Source organism: Collinsella sp. LCP19S3_C9, assembly GCF_052121575.1.
Lineage (GTDB): Bacteria > Actinomycetota > Coriobacteriia > Coriobacteriales > Coriobacteriaceae > Collinsella.
This window is the reverse complement of sequence record NZ_JBQKDZ010000010.1, coordinates 59748-79506: the sequence shown is the minus strand read 5'-3', so window position 1 is coordinate 79506 and position 19759 is coordinate 59748. Positions and strand designations below refer to the sequence as shown.

17 protein-coding genes and 1 tRNA gene are annotated in these 19759 nt (G+C 59.1%); 4 read left to right on the top strand and 14 right to left on the bottom strand.

The annotated features are described in order from the left end of the window. The first annotated feature begins 199 nt into the window (after nt 1-199). The 3 genes from ACTQXI_RS06165 (at nt 200) to ACTQXI_RS06155 (ending at nt 4335) form a co-directional block, all read left to right on the top strand. Nucleotides 200-1156, top strand: a complete 957-nt coding sequence (locus tag ACTQXI_RS06165; RefSeq protein WP_441049015.1) for an FHA domain-containing protein — start codon at nt 200-202, stop codon at nt 1154-1156. A 144-nt stretch (nt 1157-1300) separates the two neighbouring features. Next, nucleotides 1301-3310, top strand: coding sequence for a DUF6273 domain-containing protein (locus ACTQXI_RS06160; protein ID WP_441049016.1), 2010 nt, complete (start codon nt 1301-1303; stop codon nt 3308-3310). Nucleotides 3311-3345: 35 nt separating this feature from the next. After that, the gene (locus ACTQXI_RS06155) at nt 3346-4335 is read left to right on the top strand and encodes an FHA domain-containing protein (protein ID WP_441049017.1); all 990 of its coding nucleotides are present in this window, start codon (nt 3346-3348) and stop codon (nt 4333-4335) included. Between the two features lie 213 nt (nt 4336-4548). On the opposite strand, the gene ACTQXI_RS06150 is transcribed toward ACTQXI_RS06155, so the two are convergent. From ACTQXI_RS06150 to ACTQXI_RS06130, 5 genes are all read right to left on the bottom strand, one after another. Beyond that, nucleotides 4549-6306, bottom strand: coding sequence for an InlB B-repeat-containing protein (locus ACTQXI_RS06150; protein WP_441049018.1), 1758 nt, complete (start codon nt 6304-6306; stop codon nt 4549-4551). 159 nt (nt 6307-6465) lie between these two features. Beyond that, nucleotides 6466-7128, bottom strand: a complete 663-nt coding sequence (gene nth, locus ACTQXI_RS06145) for an endonuclease III (protein ID WP_427796176.1) — start codon at nt 7126-7128, stop codon at nt 6466-6468. Between the two features lie 63 nt (nt 7129-7191). After that, nucleotides 7192-8994, bottom strand: coding sequence for an ABC transporter ATP-binding protein (locus ACTQXI_RS06140; protein WP_441049019.1), 1803 nt, complete (start codon nt 8992-8994; stop codon nt 7192-7194). Between the two features lie 127 nt (nt 8995-9121). Beyond that, on the bottom strand, nt 9122-10477 hold the full coding sequence (locus ACTQXI_RS06135; protein ID WP_441548425.1) for a DNA recombination protein RmuC: 1356 nt from the start codon (nt 10475-10477) through the stop codon (nt 9122-9124). Nucleotides 10478-10597: 120 nt separating this feature from the next. Continuing rightward, nucleotides 10598-11020: a hypothetical protein gene (locus ACTQXI_RS06130; protein ID WP_441015560.1), complete on the bottom strand. Its 423-nt coding sequence runs from the start codon at nt 11018-11020 to the stop codon at nt 10598-10600. A 26-nt stretch (nt 11021-11046) separates the two neighbouring features. Between ACTQXI_RS06130 and ACTQXI_RS06125 the strand changes: the two genes are divergently transcribed. Next, nucleotides 11047-11232, top strand: a complete 186-nt coding sequence (locus ACTQXI_RS06125; RefSeq protein ID WP_154518490.1) for a hypothetical protein — start codon at nt 11047-11049, stop codon at nt 11230-11232. A gap of 239 nt (nt 11233-11471) precedes the next feature. Here ACTQXI_RS06125 and rbr read toward each other — a convergent pair whose 3' ends face one another. The 9 genes from rbr to ACTQXI_RS06080 form a co-directional block, all read right to left on the bottom strand. Beyond that, nucleotides 11472-12011 (bottom strand): rubrerythrin, encoded by a 540-nt coding sequence (rbr, locus tag ACTQXI_RS06120; protein WP_441537685.1) that lies wholly within the window; start codon nt 12009-12011, stop codon nt 11472-11474. Nucleotides 12012-12124: 113 nt separating this feature from the next. Continuing rightward, entirely contained in the window at nt 12125-13030 is a 906-nt protein-coding gene (locus ACTQXI_RS06115) for an adenine glycosylase (RefSeq protein WP_441537686.1), read from the bottom strand. A 21-nt stretch (nt 13031-13051) separates the two neighbouring features. Then, complete coding sequence (locus tag ACTQXI_RS06110) at nt 13052-13537, bottom strand: RrF2 family transcriptional regulator (protein WP_154518481.1); 486 nt, start codon at nt 13535-13537, stop codon at nt 13052-13054. Nucleotides 13538-13878: 341 nt separating this feature from the next. Next, nucleotides 13879-13956 (bottom strand) — tRNA-Asp (locus ACTQXI_RS06105). A 410-nt stretch (nt 13957-14366) separates the two neighbouring features. Beyond that, nucleotides 14367-14834, bottom strand: coding sequence for a YfcE family phosphodiesterase (locus tag ACTQXI_RS06100; protein ID WP_427719507.1), 468 nt, complete (start codon nt 14832-14834; stop codon nt 14367-14369). A 94-nt stretch (nt 14835-14928) separates the two neighbouring features. Beyond that, entirely contained in the window at nt 14929-15645 is a 717-nt protein-coding gene (locus tag ACTQXI_RS06095; protein ID WP_154518646.1) for a LytR/AlgR family response regulator transcription factor, read from the bottom strand. A gap of 72 nt (nt 15646-15717) precedes the next feature. Next, on the bottom strand, nt 15718-17028 hold the full coding sequence (locus ACTQXI_RS06090; RefSeq protein ID WP_441535749.1) for a histidine kinase: 1311 nt from the start codon (nt 17026-17028) through the stop codon (nt 15718-15720). A gap of 29 nt (nt 17029-17057) precedes the next feature. After that, nucleotides 17058-18245 (bottom strand): glycosyltransferase, encoded by a 1188-nt coding sequence (locus tag ACTQXI_RS06085; protein WP_427794495.1) that lies wholly within the window; start codon nt 18243-18245, stop codon nt 17058-17060. 170 nt (nt 18246-18415) lie between these two features. Continuing rightward, nucleotides 18416-19675, bottom strand: a complete 1260-nt coding sequence (locus ACTQXI_RS06080) for an MFS transporter (protein ID WP_441548424.1) — start codon at nt 19673-19675, stop codon at nt 18416-18418. Nucleotides 19676-19759: the final 84 nt, after the last annotated feature.

Genomic DNA, 19759 nt, shown 5'->3' with positions numbered 1-19759 from the left:
GCCAAATGTTGCCCACAACGGTCTTGCCAACGCGTTTCCCAGCTAATTAATCCGCTTTCCGCTTTTTAATTTGATGTCTTCTGGCAGCAATTTACACCGTCCGCGCCCCATGGCGAGCATTTCGAGCTGCAAAGCGCCTATAATTGAGGATAATTGCGTATTCAATGTCACTTTTTTGATGAAGGGGGGGTGAAAATAAATGGCCGACACTCCATCTTGTGCACTGTACACCGGGCTCAAGTCACTCGGTCGCATCAAAAACGGTAACGCCGCGCAAATTCTCATGGACGGCAACGCCCGTTACGGTGGACGCCTCATCTCCGAACGCTTGATGGTCCCGTCGTTTATCTCACGCGAAATCGTTCACGCCAAACCCGGTGACCTTCCCGAGTCGCTGTTTGCGCCCTTTGAACAAAGTGCGCGCCAGATACTTAACCTCATCATACAAAACCGAGGCTCCGACCCCCAATCGCTGTGCAGGGTCGCTAAACGCTATATGGAATCGTGCGCCCCAGACATGCAGGATGCCCTTACCAATTGCGGCGTCGACGGCATGCTCTTTAAAAACGGCGTCGAGCGCATCGAGACCACTGACGATAGCGACATTAAAAACCGCCTCTACATCCATCTGGTCTTTTTTATCGTTACCGGCTGCCTTGGCGACCCCGCCCGCGCCATCGAATACACCGAGTCCTTTGTGTCCGACCAGATGCTCTCGACACTCGGCACGGTCGAGACAACCGTCACCTCATTTTTCTCGACAACCGCGCGCCCCACGGGAGACATTCGCCTGGGGCTGCTGCGCGTCGTGGGCAACTCGGCACGACCGCCGTTGCGTCCCCTTACCACGGACCCGGTGGGCAGCATTATCGGGTCGCTGACGAGCGACGAGAACGCCATCACCGACGTCGATTCCGATGTCTCGCGTCAGCACCTGCGCATTTGGCTCCAAGACGGACGCTGGCTTGCGCAGGGCCTCGGCTCCACCAACGGATCGTTTTTGATCTCGGGCGTCGATCGCTGCCGACATGCTATCGAACCGCCTAGACGCGAGCGCCCCGCCAACTTTGCCAACACCCCCGTCGAGATTCACAACGGAGACACGCTTTGCTTGGGCGCCACGACGCGCTTCTTGGTCATTCGCATCACAGACTAGCCCGCCCACACATCTTCGACGCACAAGGTGCCGTTATTTGCATCAACCCATGCAAATAACGGCACCTTTTCGATTAAGGCAACGGTTGCGCTACCTTTTCACTAACATTATCGCCATGCACTTTTTTCTCGAAAGGATCGCCCCGTGACGTACGACACGGATATGAATATCATCGCGTTGTCCCCCTTTGAACCAAACGCCATGTTTGCGACCACCGAAGACCCCGATACTATTCGCCGCTTTACCACCCTGTTGGATTGCGGGGCAGTCGGCGGCGGTTCCCACCATCTTCGCAAGGTCGCCAACACCGAGGGCGAGACCTTTGCGCTCAAGACGCTGTGGCCCCTCAGCGGCTGTGATGAAGACGGCTCCGCCGTCAGCCCCTCGGACATCAAGACGCTTACCGAGGAGTATCGCAATCTTGCAGCCGTCTCACTGTTGGACGGCTTTCCCAAAACCTATGGCTACGGCTATACCGGCTCCGTACCGGTCATCGTTATGGAGTGGATTGAAGGCCTGCCCCTTCGCGATGCTGCGGCAGAGCTAACCGACCCCGCCGAGGGCGGCCACATTCCCGCAAACACCGTCGCCGCGATTGGAAAACGCCTGGGAGAGATTCTCCTGGGTGCCCAAAAGCTCGATGCGCCGTTTGTACACCGTGATATCTCCTTGCGCAATATCATCATTCGCACGACGCTCCGGTCCCTTGCCCAGCAGATTGCACACTGCAGTTTTGACCTTTGCCTGGTCGATCTGGGCAGCTCGAGCATCAAGCGCTCAGACCCCTCGTTTACCATGTCCACCGGCATCTGGCGCAACGGCACCCCCGAGTTCGCCCCACCCGAGATGCTCTCCAACGACATCCCCGAGCTGGCACCGCTGCGTACGTCGCCCAGCATCGATACATACGAGCTCTGCAGCGTACTCTACACGCTCTATGCCGGCCACACGCCATATCGCCTAAACGAGCATATGGACCAGTCGCCCTACCTGTACAAGATCGAGCACGAGCACGAGCCGCTTGAGGCACGCGTACCCGGCGACCAAATGCTTGTCGATGTCATCATGAGCGGTATCCATAACGAGCAGTCCCAGCGCGCGCCGCTGTCTACGATTGTCGGCAAGCTCGATGCCTGGATTAAAGACATCGATTTTGAGCCGCGCACGCCGCTGCCCACCCCGATCGACATTAGCCAGCAACCGAAGCCTTCCTGCTCCGACAAGGCTCAGACGCGCCACCCAGTCATCTCGCGTCGCGCTGCGCTCGTGCTCGGCGGCGTCTGCGTTGCCGGCATAGCAGGCTCTGCCATTGCCACGGGATGCTGGGGGCTTATCGACCTGGCGCACGGCATCAAGCCGTCACTCGACGATTACACCTGGGAAGAACTCGCCCTGATCTCCCGCAAAATCCAAGAAACATCTTCCAGCAAAAAGGTGCTCGAGATTGCCGAAACCTACCACCTGGTAAACAGCAAGCAGTCGCTCAAAAACGAGAACACCAAGACCGTCAGGCTTTCCGACGGGACCAAGGCACAAGTCCAGATCGTGGGCTTTAAGGCAGACACGTTCACCGATGACGGCCTTCCCGCTGGCATCACCTTTATGTTCCGTACCCCCATCGCCATGCGCGCCGTAAACGACCACGCCGCGACGGGCGGTTGGGAGCAATCGTCGCTTCGCGAATGGTTGGCGGACAAGGGCATGGCCACGCTGCCCGACGATCTCCGCAATCAGATTCGCTCGGTGCGAAAGCTCACCAACAACACCGGCGGCACCAAAGACGCCTCCAGCATCACCGTCACCGATGACAAGCTGTGGCTGCCGTCCATGAGCGAGCTGTGCGGCTACCAGGCGCCCGAAACGTTCGCAGAAGGCTACGAGTACCTTTCTACCCTCTACAGCGGAGAAGGCGAGCAGTACCAGCTCTATCGCGAGCAGAGCGTAAGCGGTCTGACCACCAACGACGCCATGATCCGCACCGTCGCCGGCAAAAAGATCTACTACTGGGAGCGCACCCCCAGCGCCGACTGCAGCGAGGGCGCCAACTCGACGTACTTTAACCGCGTTGGAAAAGATGGCGACGTGTTTAGCTGGGCAACGCCCGGAAACAAACCAGACCAAAAGACCTATGTCCTACCCGGCTTTTGCATCTAACACCTTCACCGGATACCAGAAAGGAGCCTCGCATCATGCGCGCGGAAACACCTTCCGAGGTGCTCTTTGATTTCCTTAAGTGCGACCTGCAGATCAATAATCGAGAAGCGGCGCGTATCTTGGTTTCGGACAAGCCGCTGGGCGCCAAACCGGCCCCTAGGTTTCGCATTGCCGAAAAGACGTTTCTATCGCGACGCGTGGTGCACGTCGTTCCGGGTACCGACAAGATCGACCCCGAGATGTTTGCCGATTTTTCGCAGAGCGTCCAGAACTTGGCTGCCGCTGCAAAAATCGGCAGCAGCAGCAGTCCAGCGGCCGCCAACGCTCGCCAGCAAGTCATTACGACGCGCGCCCTCGAGCGCATGGCAACGTCGCTCGAACACTGGGGGCTCGATGGTTCCATCCTGCGCAATATCTTTGACCGCATCGCCGTCATGCCGGGACTCAAGCAAAGCGACCGGCGCCTTTTGGAGCTCCTTGCGCTAACGGTCTGCGGATGCTTGGCTGATCCCAATGCCGCCGCCTCCGAGGTCAAAGACTTTGCCATAACGCAACTGGCCCAGACCTTTGGCACGCTCGAGACCGCCGAGGTCGTCCAGGCACAAGGCACTAACCGCAAGGTCAACGAGCCTCCTGCAAAACTGGGGCTGCTCAGGCTTTCGAAAGACGGCTCGGCCTTGCCGCCGATCTATCCTTTGAGCCTCGATCCCGAGGGTACGGTACTAGGCTCTTTTGCACACGACCAAAACGCCATCACCAACGTAGGACCCGATGTATCCCGCCGGCACCTGCGCGTGGCGTATTCCAACGGCACATGGCTCGCAAGCGGACTGCACTCCACCAACGGAACGGTGCTGGTGACACGCAACGGCACGACCACCGTTATCGAAAAACCACGCTCGCTGCGCACCGCCGATGACGAGGACAGTCAGATTCCTATCCACGACGGCGACCTGCTCAAGCTGGGTTCCTCGACCGAGTTTTTGGTGCTGAAGATCTCCTCAAACGTACGCGCGCTGGCCTAGGGCCGAGCACATACAATAAGAATCAACGCAAAGGAGCGCCGCTGCACACATCGCAGCGGCGCTCCTTTATATGACGCGGACATCTAAATACGGATGCAGGAGCCGACAAAACTTACGCAAGATAACTAAAACATAAAAGCCGCGTGGGGGTCGGGTCCCCACGCGGCTATCAGGTTTGGGCTAATTAAGCCCTGAGGTAAACACTAGCAGAGATTAGTGCTCGCGACGCTTGGTCATGTACATGCCCACGGCGGCAGCCACGGCGCCGGCAAGGGAAGCAGCTGAGGTCACTACAAAGATCGGGTCGCCAGTGGTAGGAAGGGCAGCGGCGTCCTTCTTCTCGGCCTTAGCCTCGTCCTTCTTGTCAGCAGCAACCTGCTTCTTAGAATCCTCGGCCTTGCCGTTCTCGACGGTCTCCTTCTTAGCGTTAAACATAGCGTAGATGGTGAGGTCGCCGGTCACAGGCTGATCGAAGTCATACTGAGCCATTTCGGACTTAGAAGTCGACCAACCGACGAACTCGTAGCCAGCAACAGCCTCGGGGTCGGCGGGCTTGGAAAGCTTCTCGCCATCCTTGACCTTGACCGTGCTAACCTTACCATTCTCATAGATCGTAACGGTATGCTCGTTCTCGGTCGGCTCGGGAGTGGGCTCGGCATTCTTCTGCCAAACAGCCTGCAGGCACACATCAGCGTCGGGCATAGCAGTCTTGGAGAAGTCAATGATGTGGTCATCGGTGTCGCCGGTGAACTTGTAGCCGACGAAGGTGTAGCCGTCCTTGGCAGCGGGCTTGACCTGATCCCAGTTGAACTGGCCGGCCCGGATCTCACCATAGCCGATGGGCTCGTAGCCCTCGTCGTAATAGGTCACCGTGTGGACGGCAGCCTCGGCGTCCTTCCAGACAGCCTGAACATTCCAGTCAGCCTTGAGCTCGGTGCCAGCGGGGATGATCTCGCTGTCATCAGCGCCAACGAACTTCCAACCGACGAAGACCTTGCCGTCCTTGGCGGCGGGAGTCTGGTTCATCCAAGTCGTGGAGCCGGCGAAATCAACCAGCTGGATAATGGGATCGTAGCCCTCGTCATAGAAGTTGACGGTGTGGGTCTCCTTGGCAGCGTCCTTCCAGACGGCCTGAAGAGAAACGTCGGCCAGGATGGGGGTAGTCGCGAAGTCGATGATCTGGTCGTCGGAAGCACCCGTGTACTTCCAGCCGACGAAGACCTTGCCGTCCTTGGGAGCGGGCGTGATGGCATCCCAATTGAAGGAGCCGACCTGATAGGTGGCGTTGCCGATCGGCTGGTCGCCCTCGTCGTAGAAGGTCACGGTAGCGTACTCGACCGGGGCGTCGGCCCAGACGGCCTGCAGGTTGACGCTCTCATCCGTGTAGTTAAGAGGCTGGCCAGGCTTGATGATCTCGCTATCGTCGGCACCCGTGTACTTCCAACCGACGAAGACCTTGCCAGGCTTGTCCATCGGCTTCTGGTTCATCCAAGTAGTGGAGCCCTCGAAGTCGACGACGCGGATGATGGGATCGTAGCCCTCGTCGAAGTACTGGACGAGGACGGTGCGCTTCTCCGCGGGGGTCTCCTGCTTCTCAACGAAGTGTACATAGAGATCCATGTTGTCGTTCACCGTAGCCTCGTTGCCAGACCAGGTATTCGTTGCTTCGTCGTAGCTAAACTGCAAACCACTCTGAGTGTAGAGGTAGCCAATCTTGTAGCCAGGCTTCGCAGGCACGTTACCCTCGAGCGCCTCAGTTACCTTTTTTTGGCCCTTTTGAACCGAAATCCCCAGTAACTGCTGGCCATCTGCCTCATCGTAAACATTGAGCACGCACCAGTCATTAGCCTCGGTTGCGCTCTTGGCAGCAGGCTGCTGGACCTGTGCAGCAATAGCGGTTACCGGCGTAGAGCCAAGCACCATACTCAAGCTCAGACCGGCTGTGATAGCAGCGTTAAGCTTCCTATTCATGTGGTCGTCCTTTCCCGACTTGCTTCTCCGCGACCACTTCGCGAAAGAAGACATTTGAATTGCATGGTTAATTCAAGCCGAGAAAAAACTCAAAAGGTTGCGCAACCAAGCTATATCTAAGGTTTGAGACTTTTTTGCAAAAAAGTTTGCAAAAAGCTATTACACCATCCGTACGCTGGGGCAAAGATCTGCCAGCGGGCACTCGTCGCACTTAGGTTTGCGGGCGTCGCAGATCTCGCGGCCAAAGGTGATCCACTGGTGGTTGACCGACTCCCAATACTCGTGCGGCAAGATCTTGAGCAGATCCTGCTCCGTCTTGAGCGGCTCTTTGGCGTGCGTCTTGGGACTCAGCATCAGACGGTGCGCGATCCGGTTGACGTGCGTATCGACCGCGATGCCCTCGACAATGCCAAACCCCACGTTGAGCACGATGTTCGCCGTCTTGCGCCCAACGCCCGGCAGCTTGACAAGCTCCTTCATGTCGGCCGGCACCTCGCCGCCGTAATCGGCGACAATCATCTGTGCGGCCTCCACGGCGTGCTTGGCTTTGCTCTTATAGAAGCCGAGCGACTTAATGGTATCTGCCACATCGGCAACGCTCGCCCCCGCCATGGCCTCGGGCGTGGGCCACTGGGCAAACAGCTTCGGCGTCACCTTGTTGACCTGCGCGTCGGTCGTCTGCGCCGAGAGCAACACCGCTATGAGCAGCCTATAGGGATTCTCGTGGTCCAAAAAACACTCAACCGGGCCATAGCGACGGTTAAGGCGCTCGCACACCTCAACGGCGCGCTCGCGCTTGGCGGCATTGGTCTCGCGTGGCATAACGACTCCTCGGATCAGCGGCATAACCTACCTATGGGCACGATTGTCCCACGTATGGGGTCTTTACGCCTCCAAAAATGCGCCGGTCTGGCGGCCCCACAAGCTTGCGTACTCGCCGCCTGCCTCGACAAGCTGCGCATGCGTACCGTCCTCGACAATCTCGCCGTCCGCCAGCACCACGATGCGGTCGAGCGCCGCCACGGTGGACAGGCGATGTGCCACCACAATAGAGGTGCGGCCACGCATCAGGTTCTCAAGCGCCTCCTGCACCAGCGCCTCGGACTCACTGTCCAGGGCAGAGGTCGCCTCGTCGAGCACCAGAATCGGCGCGTCGGTAAGGATGGCACGGGCGATGGCCACGCGCTGGCGTTGGCCCCCCGAAAGCTTAACGCCGCGCTCGCCCACCATGGTGTCAAAGCCCCGGGGCAGGCGGTCGATAAACTCCAGGGCATTGGCCAAGCGGGCCGCCTCGCGGATCTGTTCGTCGGTGGCGTCGGGGCGGCCGTAGGCGATGTTCTCGCGAATGGAGCGGTGAAACAGCAGCGCCTCCTGCGGCACGTAGGCAACCTGGCGGCGCAGGCTCTGCTGCGTGCAGCGCGAGACATCCTGACCGTCCACGAGTACGCGACCGCCTTGTACGTCGTCCAGGCGCAGCAGCAACTTGGTGAGCGTCGTCTTGCCCGAGCCCGATTTGCCCACCAGGCCCACGCGCTGACCCGCCGCCACATGGAGCGTCAGGTCGTCGAACACGCTCTCGCCCGCCGCGGCGTCGCGGTATGCAAAGCTCAGGTGCTCAAAATCAATCGCGCCCTCGCCCACCTTGAGCTCGGGAGCGTTCTCGTCGTCTGCCACCAGACGCGGCTCGTCCAGCACGCGCGTCATCTCGGCCGCATCGCCCAGCGCGCGGTTGATGCGCTGCATCATGGAGCTTACGTAGTTCAGACGCATGGTGAGGTTGTACGTATAGGTAAAGATCATGACGAGCGCGCCGGCCGAGATGCCAAACCACGCGTTGCCGCCCGCCACAAACACACTCACCACGGCCATGGTAATGACGATAAGGCCCGAGGTCGTAAAGTTGCGCTGCATCATGGCGTGCATCGAAACCGTTTCGGCGTCGCGCGCGGCGCGGTCGGCAGCATCGAACAGGTCGCGCTCAAAGTCTTCGCGCCCGCAGGTCTTGACGGCCAGGATGTTCGTGACCGCGTCGGAAAGCACGCCCGACAGCTTGTTCTGCGCGGCGGACGTCGCGGCCGAAAGCGGCATGATGCGCTTATACATGAGCCAGACAAACGAGATGTAGACGACCATAATGCCCACCAGGATCACGGTAAACGTCGGCACCACCGGAGCGAGCGCCGCCACCGTGCAGACAACCGAGGTGACAGTGGGGATGAGCGAATACACCGTCACGTCCACCAACCCCGTGTAGCCGCTCATAAAACGGCTCGTCTGGCTCACAAGCGATCCGCCAAAACGGCTGGTGTGGAATGTCATGGATTGATTGGAGAGCGTGTCGAAGCACAGGCGCGCCAAGTGATAGTTACCCGCAATCTCGAGCTTGTAGACGGTGTAGTCCTGCAGCTTGGAGAGGATCTGGCCTACCAGGTTAACGAGCACGAGCGCCAGAATGTAGGGGCCAAAGACCTCAAACACCCGGTCGCCCGCCACGGGGCCGGCCTGGACGCGGTCGACGATAAGCGCCATCACGTAGGTGTTGGCAAACGTGAGCAAAAAGATGTAGCCCGCCGACGAGAGCACCGAGAGAAAGACGATCAGCGGCTGCGTGCGCGTAACGTCCCAAAAACGCTGTAGCGTGCGGCGCACGGTTGAGCGTTTGAGCGGACTGGTGCTTCTCTGTGACATGGGCTTCCTTTCACATATGGCGGGGCTAAACGTCATTGTTGCATACTAAAGCGCACTTCAGGCAAGCACGATGCGAAAAGCAGCGGGGCGCCCGCGTTTGCGCCGGCGCCCCACCGTCTTGTTGTAATTATTCCTCGTCTTCTTGGTCTGTGAGAAGGCCCGCGGGCGTGAGTCCCAAGATCTCATCAGCTTGGTCGGCGTCTTCCAGCGCGTCGATGTCCTTGAGCTTGCGCTCCATGACGTTGGTGCGCGTGGTGATGATGCCCTCGACCGTCTTTCCCGCAGTCTCGATTTGCTGCTGGGCGCGGCGCAGCGCCGCCTGATAGCGCGGCAGCTCGGCCTTGACGGCAGAAAGCACGCGCAGCACGTCATCGGTGCGTTTTTGCAGCCTAAACGTCTGGTAGCTCATCTGCAGGCTGTTGAGGATAGCCGCCATGGTGCTAGGGCCGGCAACGTTGACGTGATAGTCGCGGCCCAGGGTCTCGATAAGTCCCGGACGACTGACAACCTCGGAGTACAGCCCCTCAAACGGCACGAACATAATGCCAAAGTTGGTCGTTGCCGGCACACTCAGGTACTTTTCGCAGATGTCCTTGGCCTCGCGCTTGACCATGGCGTCGAGCGTCTTACGCGCAGCGGCGACGGCCTCAGCGTCACCCGACTCTTGGGCGTCGAGCAGATGCTCGTACGCATCGCCCGGGAATTTGGAGTCGATCGGCAGCAGCACGGGATCGTCCTCGTCTACTGGCAGCTTGACGGCAAACTCAACGCGCTCCGAGGCGCCGGGCTTGGTGGCGACGTTTTCCAGATACTGGTCGGGCGTGAGGATGTCCGCCAGGATTGCACCCAGCTGCACCTCGCCCAAAATGCCACGCGCCTTTACGTTGCCCAGCACGCGCTTAAGGTCGCCCACGCCGGTGGCGATGGACTGCATGTCGCCCAAGCCCTTGTACACGGCCTCGAGCTGGTCGCTCACCTGCTTAAACGATGCCGACAGGCGATCGTTGAGCGTGCGGGAGAGCTTCTCGTCCACCGTCGCGCGCATCTGATCGAGTTGCACGTTGTTATCTTTGCGGATAGCACCCAGCTGGGCATCGACCGTCTCGCGCACCTTGTCCAGGCGGTGTTCGATGCCCTCGCGGTTGGCACCGAGTTGTTGGGCCGTCTCGCGGCGCAGGTCATCCATCCGGTCACCAGCTTGCGAAAACTCGCGTGCGATGTTCAGGTAACGTTGCTGCTCCACGGCCGCATCTGTCGTCTGCTGCTGCGCGATGGCATTGGCCGTGCGGCGGGTTTCTGCCAGCGCGACGTTCAGGGCATCGAGCGCGTTGTTGGCCTGCTCGAGTGCCGCCAGCGCCTCCGCACCGCCATCGCTGCGCTCTCGCAGCTCGGCGCGAAGGCCCTTGAGCTGCAGGGCGCAAGCCACAGCCACTCCTACCGCTACCAAGGCGATCACGACCAGCACAATATCAACAGCAGACATAGACTCCGCCCAACAAACCCAATCGATCATCAAACAAAACCGCGATCAATCTTACCCTGTCATATGCAGCGCGTGGCCGGCGGCGCATCAAGTTACCTTTGCGCTATGAATACTGGCACGCTAACTCTCCCAGCCGGCGCGGATGGTTGTTACGACATCGCCCAGGCGCTGGCCGAGAGCTGTCAAATGTTGGAGCACTTCGCTGGGCGAGGCGCCGTTGAGAATGCACGTGAGGGCATATGAGGCCAAGAAGATTGCCGCGAGTCCCAACGGGATCAGCACGATCATCGCCAGCGTACGCAGGCGCTGGGCCCAGCGACGGCGACGCGCACGACGCTTGTCGAACGCAAGCTCCTGCGCATATGAATCTTGCTGTACGGAATAGGCTCCTGGGTCCACCTCACCCGCAGGCGATACCGCGGGCGCGGCGTTTTGCGCAGGAGGCTGGACGGCTGCCCCTTGCATTTGCATCTCCATAAGCCGCTGCTGTTGGCGCAGCATGCGCTCGGCTTGTTGCTGCGGGGTCTCAAGAAACAGATCCATGTTGGCCTCCTCAATAGGAGCATTCGATGCTTGCGCCCAGCATCCCGCACCATCGCGGCCGCGGCAATGAAATCCGCGGCAATAGCCGCAAAGATTCTTTTGTCAGAAAACTGTCGAAAAGTTCAACAACTCCCCTACCAGCACTTTCTTTGAGCTTTTTTCGCCAGCAATCTTTTGCCCTCTCGCCCTTGCGCCATCCGACCAAAACCTAACCAAAAGCTTGACGGAAATTGTGAAGACAGGGACCCCACACAAAAACGTGCCGCCCCAAAAGGGGCGGCACGCAAACTTCTAATCAGCTTTTCTGTAGCGAGCACGCAACGACCCAACGCCGGGGCGCGGGGAGGGAGGCCGGATTGCCTTCCCTCAACGCGACCCTGCGAAGCCGTGAGCGGGGAGGGAAGGCAATCCGGCCTCCCGCCCCGCGCTCCGCAGCAGCCAGCGCCAAGCGCTAGTAGTTCACCACCTGCTCCTCAAAGTACGCCTTGGGATGGTTGCAAACCGGGCACACCTCGGGCGCCTTGGCACCAACATGCAGGTGCCCGCAGTTCAGGCACTTCCACACCTTTACGCCCTCGCGCTCAAACACCTCGCCCGATTCAATGCGCTCGACGAGCTTGTTATAGCGCTCCTCGTGAGCCTTCTCGACAGCGCCAACGCCACGGAACTTCGCGGCAATCTCGTCAAAACCCTCCTCTTCGGCGGTCTTGGCGAACTCGTCATACATCGTGGTCCACTCGTAGTTCTCGCCCGCGGCGGCATCGCGCAGGTTGTCCAGCGTATCCGGAACAGCACCGTCGTGCAGGTACTTAAACCACAGCTTGGCATGCTCGGACTCGTTGCCCGCCGTCTCTGCAAAGATATTCGAAATCTGAACGTAGCCGTCCTTTTTGGCCTTGGATGCATAGTAACGATACTTGGTGTGCGCCTGGGACTCACCGGCAAAAGCGGTCTCGAGGTTCTTCTTGGTTTGAGAATTCTCAAAATCCATAGGTGTACTTCCCTTCAATACGCGCCGCCCATAGACTTTGAGCGGCATTGCCTTTAGGATACCCTCATGCCGAGAATCTAAACCTTACTATCCTGTTCTGCAAATTCGCGTCATCACACACTCAGCCAGCGCTCGCCTTCGGCACGACAAAAGCCTTCGCGCTCCAGGTCGGCAAGAATGCCCGCAATAAAATCGCAACCAACCGGTTCGCGACCCGCTGCGGCCTCCATCTTGTTAACGCCTGCAACAGCTTCAACAAGCGTTATGCCCGCCTGCTGTCCGTCGCGAGCTGCAAGCAGCATGCGCACGATATGGGCACGCTTTTGCCGACGCGAGCCCTCAAACTTGGACTGGCGGCTGTAGCCCGCCGAGCGCCTAGACGGATTGGGCAGCGTCTTTTTGAGATACGCGCCGTAATCCAGCAGCGCGTAATACCACGCGCGCGGCGTATCGGCATCGTCGAGCGGCACGGCAAAGGGAGCGACCTCATCCGCCGCCGCACCGGGCGCCGCCGGGCAGGCCGCCTGGATCAACGGCACCAGCTCGCGATCGGGAACAGACGGAACGTCAGGAAAAAAGTGATGCAAAAAGACCGTGCGCACATTGGTCTCCAGGTACACTCCCGGAAGATCAAACGCAAACGACCGAATGCCCTGCGCCGTTGCGGGCCCAATACCGGGCAGCGCGACCAGGTCGCGTGTATCACGCGGAAACTCCCCATCCCAGTCCTCCACGAGTCGCTGCGCGGCCTTATGGAGCGCCAAAGCACGGCGGTTGTAGCCCATGCCCTGCCAAGCGTCCAAAACATCAGAAGGAGCGGCCTGGGCGAGAGAATGCACGGTCGGAAAGCGGTCGAGCCATGCCGGCATGCGCGTCTCTACGCGTGGAACCTGCGTCTGCTGCAGCATGACCTCGGAAAGCCAGATGATGTACGGGTCGCGTGTGCGGCGCCACGGAAGGTCGCGATAACGCAGAACCCCTTCCGAACGAATCATCGAACGAAAGGGGTCCTGAATCATAGCTATGCTCCTTATGCGGCGCTACTCCTCCCGGCAAGCACACGCGCAAACGGCATACTCGGGAAAGGCGTCGCGGTCGGCGAACTTGGGATCGACGGCGGGGAACTGGCGGCGAGCGACGACATCGTCCAGCGAAACGGAATCGAGGTAGTCACGCATCAGCGCCTGGGCCCCAGCCCACAGGGGATGATAGCAGCACGTGCCCCTGCGCGCACAGTCGCCATCGAGTGCCGTGCAATCATTCATAACCATAGGGCCCTGAACGGCCTCGACGACCTGACGGATAGTGACCTCGCTCGGGTTGACCTTAAGACGCATACCGCCGTGGACGCCACGCAGGCTCTCCACAATACCGGCCTGAACCAAACCGTGTTGGATCGAACGGGCAAACGAATACGGAACATTGACCTCTTCGGCAGCAGTGCGAACAGAAAGCAACCGCTCCGGCTCCTCGGCAAGCATCGCAAGCATGCGGAGGGCATAATCAGTCTTCCTCGATATGTCCATGTTTCCCCTTTCAAGGAATACGAACAGCTCGAACGGGCTCCGGGGCCGAGCTTACGTCGAGACGCTAAATAACCGCCGGGACAACCAAATAGTGAACTAGATGTCCGCTGAAGGTCGAATCCAAAGCAAATTGCATCAGATTAGGCCTGCAGTGGAATTTAGTATAACCTAACCCCCCTGTTTCGTTGAACGAGTGTTGCGCAACAAACCCCCCCCGTTTAAACCGATATACTTAATTCATTTCCGCATTTCGGAAACAAGGAGCAGAATGAAAGGGACGGCCGAGCGGTTGTCCTATTAAACGCAAAAAGCCACGTCCGAAGACGTGGCTTTAATTGCGTTGGCGGGAAGTACGGGGCTCGAACCCGCGACCTCCGACGTGACAGGCCGGCGCTCTAACCAAACTGAGCTAACTCCCCAGGCAGTCGTTCGCGTTTGTTTCCGCTCGCGTGCGCTGCGGGGATTAGTATACACAGAAGTCTGTTCGCCGCGCAACAACTTTTTTGAAAATATTTTTTGGGTCCCTCCGGGAGGGTCTCCGGGGCCGGCTGGCGCGGGTTAAGTTTGCTGCTCTACAGTCCTGCGCAAGACGGAAAGCACATTAAGTGCTTTCCTTTGCGTGCGGAACTCGCGACAAACGTAACCCGCGCCAGCCGGCCCCGGAGACCCTCCCTGCCGTCACTTTGTTCGAAGACTTTGTTGCTCGCCGCTTCGCGGCTCGGGACCCCCGTTCTCCTGGGCGGGGTTGTCTGATGGTTGTTGTTGAACTTCGGCCTTTGGCTCAAAGAAAAACGGAGGATGCAATCTGCATCCCCCGTTTTTGTTGCGTTTACTCTAGGTCAATAAATTTGGTGCTGAGAATCTTGCCGTCTTTGACGAGCATTCTGGCCATGGTGGGGCCCCGGGTGCCCCTGGGGTAGCTGGCGCTGCCTGGGTTGAGGACCAAGCAGCGGCCCACCTGGGCCTCTTTGGTTACGTGAGTGTGACCGTTGATGGCTACGTCCACGGATCCCACCGGGAGGTCTTCGCGGTAGTGGGCTACGGCAAACTTAAGGCCCTCGTAGCTAAAGAGCGCCAGACGGTCCACTTCGGGGCCGTAATCACGGTAGTAGTCGTTATTGCCCAGAACCGCTCGCACGGGGGCAATGGTTCGCAGATGTTCGTAGTCCATCTCCGACGTAAGATCGCCGGCATGGATAATCAGGTCCGCGCCGCTCAACTCATCTAAAAGCGCGGGCGACAGATAACCGTGGGTGTCCGAGATGATGTCGATACGCTTGGCGCTTGCACTGTTCATGGGATCCCTTCCGCAAAACGATTTGGTGCGTTCATACAAAAAGCCCCGCGGCTCCGCAGACGATTTTGGTCTACAGGGCTGCGGGGCCGGTGTGCTAGAGGCTCAGGGCCTTCTTGAGCGGTACGACGCGACGGCGCGAAACCGGCACGCGTTCGTCGACGCCCGTAATGCCCAGCTGGATAGCGCCCGAGGGAACCGTCTCGACGTCGGTAACACACGCCAGGTTAACGATATAGCGGCGGTGAACGCGGAAGAAGCCAAAATCACAGAGCTTGGCCTCGAACTGTGCCAGCGAGGTCGTCGACAAAAAACGGTCGTCGACGGTATAGATACAGGAGTAATCGTCCTTGGCCATAATGAAGCGAATGTCGTCCACGGGGATGAGCACCTTGCGGCCGCCCTTCTCCACCGGGATGCGCTCGATGGTCACCTTGCTGTCCGCAACGGGCTTCGTGCGCTGCATGACCTTCTCGATTGCACGATCCAGGCGGGCTTCCTCTACCGGCTTCATCAGATAGTCGACGGCATCCACATCAAACGCCTCAACCGCATGATCGCTGTACGCGGTCACAAACACGATCGCCGGCGGATTCTTAAGCTTATGCAGCGCCTCGGCAAGTTGCAGACCCGAAGCGCCAGGCATCGAAATATCGAGGAACACGACATCAACGCGACTCTCCATAAGCATCTCGATGGCGGAGCGAACGCTCGACGCTTCTGTGATCGTGCCGATCTTGCCCGTCTGCTCGAGCAAGAAGCGAAGTTCCGAACGGGCCGGGGCCTCATCATCCACAATCATCGCACGCAGCATGGGGATAAAACCTTTCGTCAACTAACTACGTCGGGCATACGCCAACCGGCGTTAAGCCCGTGACCAATTATTCTACTCTTGAATGTCGAAGATGCTCTCCGACAAATCGAGATGTAGGAGCACTTTAGCGCCCTTACCCGGCGCCGATTCGACGCGCGTATAGGAGTGCGGCCCATAAAAGCGATGAATGCGCTCCGAAATATTGTGCATGGCAACGCCGGCGCCGCCACCCTGCGGGGAGCTGGCGTCGGGGCGGGCAGAGCGCTCGTCAAACAGTCTGGCAGCGATGCCCTCGTCCATGCCCACACCGTCATCGGCCACCGAAATCAAAATCGCATCGTCACCATCCCTGCGCACCGTCACGTCAATCTTCAGCGCACTGGCATCACCCATGCCGTGACGCACGGCGTTCTCGACAATCGGTTGGATCACAAATGCCGGAACCAGCGTGTCCTCGACGTCCTCGGACACGTCAAAGGTCGCCAGCACGCGATCCTCGCCAAAGCGCGCCTTCTCAAACGTCAGGTAGCGCTTGGTCTGTGCGACCTCGCGCGACACGGGAATGAGCGAACCCGAATTGTCGAGCGTTGCGCGATAGAACGAGGAGAACTCGCGCAGCAGCTCGCGGGCGCGCAGCGGGTCGGTACGCGTAAACGATGCGATGGTGTTGAGCGTGTTGAACAGGAAGTGCGGGTTAATCTGCGCCTGCAGGGCACGCACCTCGGCACGGGCCGTGAGCTCCTTTTGCACCTCGAGCTCGTGAATGGCGAGCTGCGTGGACAGGATTTCGGCAAAACCCGAGGCGAGCGCATACTGGGTACGGTCGACGGCACGCGGGGTCTTGTAATAGAACTTGAGCGTGCCGACGGTGCGGTCGCCCACCTTGATGGGTGCGATGATGCCAGCGGGGACCTGGTTGTGTGAGCCATCCGAACCCACCACGTCCACCACGCGGTTGAACGACTGGACGATACCGTGTTCGATGACGTAGCGCGTGGCGAGCGTATGAATGGGAGAATTGGGCAGCAGCTTTTCCTCAAACTCGCCCGCGCAGGCCAGTACGTTGCTCTCGTCGGTAACGGCAACTGTCATGGCGCGTGTCTCGGGCAAAATGCGCTGGCACACCAGACGTGCTGACTCCTGCGTCAGACCGCCTTTAATGTCCTCGAGCATGGCCGAGGCCACCGAGAGCGTCTCCTCGGTGTACTGCGAGCGAACCGAATCGGGATTGAGCGTCAAAAAGATAAAGATACACAGGAAGATGCATAGCAGCGTACAGGCGACCACGGTCGCGATTGGCTCGATTCCAGTCGCCAGGGCAAAAACAAAGTACACCAGCACACAAATGGCGCAGGATACGGCAATGATGCGAAAGATTGACATTGAACTATCGCGCTGGGCGCGGCGGTCGATCATTCAGTCCCCTCCAGGATGCTGGTCAGCTGGGCGTCACGCCAGAGCCCATCCATAATCTTGGGCCAGAAGCTCTGGAACCGCAGGTAGCTTGCGGCGTTTTGGCGTGCGTAGGTCCTGGCCTCGTCAATACCGTGGCGCCAAATGCGTAGGTATCCCTCGTGCTCGCGGGTAAAAATGCTGCGGACCATGGCAGTCTTACGCACGCGATCGTCAAGCTCGCGCGAAATCCACGGACCCGGATAGGGCATGAGAGACGCGGCTGTAACGGGAATGAGCTCTTTCTGATGCGCGGCAAACGTTAGCTTGGCACGTTCGTAGTACCAACGGTACACGTCCTGCATAAAGCGCGGCGAGCGTTTCTCGGACTCGGGCGGTAGATGGCGTACGGTCCACTCGTTATCAAACCATACGTCGTAGCCAAATATGCGCATATTAAAGAGGTAGTCCAGGTCCTCGCCACGAGTGATAAACGGGTCAAATGCCACGCGGGTAAAGGCGCGGGCATGGAGGGCCATAAGGCCGCCGCACACATAGTTTGAACGCGAAATACGGGTACCCGAGAGCGCCTTTTTCATCCAGCGATTGAACTCAATACGCTTGGTCCACCAACGGTGGCAGATGCCCACCTTGTCCGTGGGGGCCAGCGGCGATCCGTCTCGATCGTAAAAGTAGCCGCTCTTAACCAAGATCGGCAGGCCCTGACGCGTCTGCTGCCCCAACGCGTAAGTCGCGCGTTTCATAAAGTCGGCATCGATGACAGTCTCGTCGTCATCCAAAAAGATGACGGCATCGTGACCCAGCACGGCGGCACAGGCAAGTCCCATATTGCGGATGGCGCCATAGCCGCGCAGGCTCACGCATTCCCCCGAACCCTTGGGCGCAATCTGCGCTACGCGGTCGGCGATACGCGATGCCTGGGTATTGGTGACTACGGTAACTTTGAGCGTAGGGTGCGCGTCGACGATTTCGCGTACGCGCTTCGACACATCCGCCGTGGCCGAGATGGGACAGACCACCAAAAGGATGATTCGCGGAATATCGCGTACCTGCTCGAGCGAAGCAAGACAGCGATCGAGCTCGGGATTGGCGGCGTTGAGCTTCGTCGAGTGGTCATAGACACCGGGAGCGTTTGCATGGGCATCATCGCCCGCCCAATATGTTGGAATCACAACCGTGGCGTTCATGCCTTCCCTCCCTGCAACACAAAAACGAGGCGCCGCCAAACACAGGCGACGCCCCGCGACCTAGCTGATTCCATCATACCCACTTGGGCAAATCATTGCTCGCAAGTCGCAATGTTTATTGCGGATAACCCCAAAAGAGTACCGCGGACAGGCACAATAGCCGCTCGCTCCTATGCGGCATGCTCTGCCGCTCGAGTCATGCGAGACAGGCGGGCCAGCAGCATAAAGCCAACGACCAGCAGCACAGCAATGGAAAGAACGCCCAGCGACGGGTTGCCGGTCAGCGAGGTGACGACCGACACCAGAAAGGTGCCCATAACGCTTGCATAGCGCCCAAAGATGTCAAAGAAGCCGTAGTACTCGTTGGACTTTTCCTTGGGGATGATGCGGCCAAAGTAGCTACGGCTGAGTGCCTGCACGCCACCCTGGAACAGGCCGACCATAATGGCAAGCACCCAGAATTCAAAGGCGGTCTTGAGGAAAAACGCGGCGAACAGCACAATGCCCATGTAGGCGGCGACCGCCACCAGGATCATGTTGAGCGTGCCCACGCGTCCGGCGAGCTTGCCGTAGATGATGGCGGACGGAAAGGCCACGAACTGTGTAACGAGCAGGGCCAGTACCAGCTGGGTCGAGTCGATGCCCAGAGCCGAACCGTAGCTGGTTGCCATGGAAATGACCGTGTGCACACCGTCGATGTAGAAGAAGAACGCAATCATGTAGACCAGCACGGTCTTGTTGTGGGCGATCTCGCGCATGGTGTGTACGACCTCGGAGAACACGCCGCCCACGATGTGGCCGATGGTGTCCTCGGGACCGCGCTCGCGACCGTACTTTTGCTTATAGCTGCGAATGAGCGGCAGGGTAAAGATGAGCCACCAGGCACCAGTGATGACAAACGAGAGACGCGTTGCCAGCATGGTGGGGACGCCAAGAGCGGGACCACCCATGATAAGCGCCAGGCAGATGATGAACGGCACGGTGGAACCGATGTAGCCCCAGGCATAGCCCGAGCTGGACACGGCGTCCATACGCTCGTCGGTGGTAATGTCGGGCAGCATGGCGTCATAGAACGTCATAGAAGAGTTAAGGCCGATGGTGCACAGCACGTACACGGTCAAAAATGCCATGGCGGACATTGGGATAGCCTGCGCTAGGCAAAGCACCAAGCCCGTGAGGAAGAAGCCCAAGAAAAACTTGATCTTGTTGCCGGCGTAATCGGCAAGCGCGCCCAGAATGGGCATGAGCATGGCAATGACCAGCGAGGCAATCGTCTGCGCGCTACCCCAAGCGACTACCAGGTCGGCCGAGGAAGCACCGGTATTGATGGCGTTAAAGTAGATGGGCACCACCGAAGTGTTGAGCAACACGAGGGCCGAATTGCCCACATCGTACATAACCCAGTTACGCTCGAGCTTGGTGTATTTCATGGACAGGGACCCTTCGTATTCGCCCGATATGCAGTCAGTTCATCGTACCCCAATTGCACAGAGGCACCGGTAAGGATTCGGCAA